The 1,454-nt window shown below is 52.7% G+C and carries 1 pseudogene; it reads right to left on the bottom strand.

The features are described 5' to 3' along the window. Positions 1-70 precede the first annotated feature (70 nt). Positions 71-1,316: pseudogene (locus ACFCXS_RS39430) on the bottom strand (IS3 family transposase). Positions 1,317-1,454 lie beyond the last annotated feature (138 nt).

Below are 1,454 nucleotides of genomic sequence, written 5' to 3'. Positions count from 1 at the left end.
CTTCTTAACCAATGCATTGAGTCTAAATAGGAATGGTTTTTATTTCAATTAAGATTTGAGCAAATTGTGACTAGTCCTGATATAGGTTGACACTTTTCAACCGGATAACGCCCGATGAACCTCATCGGGCGTTTTGTATTTCAGCGACAAGTGCGGCCGCCGCGTGTTGTAGAGGTTCACCGACTCCCTGACCAGGTTTGTTGCCTGCGCGATATCTTCTGGCCTGCCGAGCAGGTATTCCGTTTTGAGTATCCCGTTTATCCGTTCCGCCAGCGCGTTCTGATAACAGTCATACCCGTCCGTCATCGAGCAGATGACGCCATACTGCTGATGTAACGCCTGATATTCCTGCGAGCAGTACTGGATACCCCTGTCCGAGTGATGCACCAACGGCAACGCCGTGCGTCTGCCGGCCAGTGCCATTTTGAACGCGCAGGCGACATGCCGGGTATGCAGACTGTCATGCACGTGATATCCCACGATTTTTCTCGACCAGGCATCCGTTACCAGGCTGACATACGCCGTCCCCGTTCTCAGCGGCAGGTAGGTGATATCCGCCACCCATACCTGTTCCGGACGGCTGGCTATTACTTGATTGTCTCCCGCTTTTAGCAGGTTGGGATGGCGATAAAAACGATGATGGCTGTGCGTCGTCTTGTGATACGCCCGTTTAGGCATCACCAGTAACCGCGCGCAGCGCAGGATACTGAACAACCGGTCACGGCCCACATGCAACGCCGGTTCGGGGTGTTGCCGCAACAGGTGATGCAGCTTACGTGTCCCCAGTCGGGGTTGGTGCAAGCGGATGGCCGTCACCTGTTCGACGAGATGCCGGGCCTGCTCCTCTTTGCCTGCTTCACGCTGCAGGGACTGATACCACGCTTGTCGGCTGATGCCCATCCATCGGCAGGCCCGCGTTACTGTGAGTCCCGGTACTTGTGTTTGCGCGATAAGGCGGTTAGCTGCTTTTTTGTCAGCGTGGCGCCAAAGTCGGTGTTCATCACTTTGACGACAGCTTCGAAGAACTGGGCTTTGACTTCAGATTCAGCCAGTTGCTGCTCAAGTTCTTTAATACGCTGTTCGGGCGTCAGGGGGAGTTTGGGCATGTTGTCTCCGCACGTTCTGGTGGAAGGAGAAGTTCGCCAGTCAAGTTGACCGTATTTGCGCAGCCAGTTCATGACAGTCTGGCTGCCTTGGATACCGTAGCGATCTTGCGCCTGGCGGTATGTCATCTCGCCTTTTTCGACCTGTTCGACGACAGCCAGTTTAAAGGATAGAGAGTAATCGCGTTGTGTGCGTTTAATATACTGGTTCATCACATTTTCCTCTGTGCGTGAGTAAAATGTGTCAACGCTATTCAGGACGGGTCAATTGCATAAAAAAAGGGCACCGAAGTGCCCCTTTTTTGTGTCGAAAAATTATTCGCGATTAAGCGATAACTTTAGCAACAACAC

Origin of the sequence: Streptomyces sp. NPDC056373 (assembly GCF_042262425.1) — a bacterium.
Classification (GTDB): Bacteria; Actinomycetota; Actinomycetes; order Streptomycetales; family Streptomycetaceae; genus Streptomyces.
This window is presented reverse-complemented; position numbering and strand designations above follow the sequence as displayed.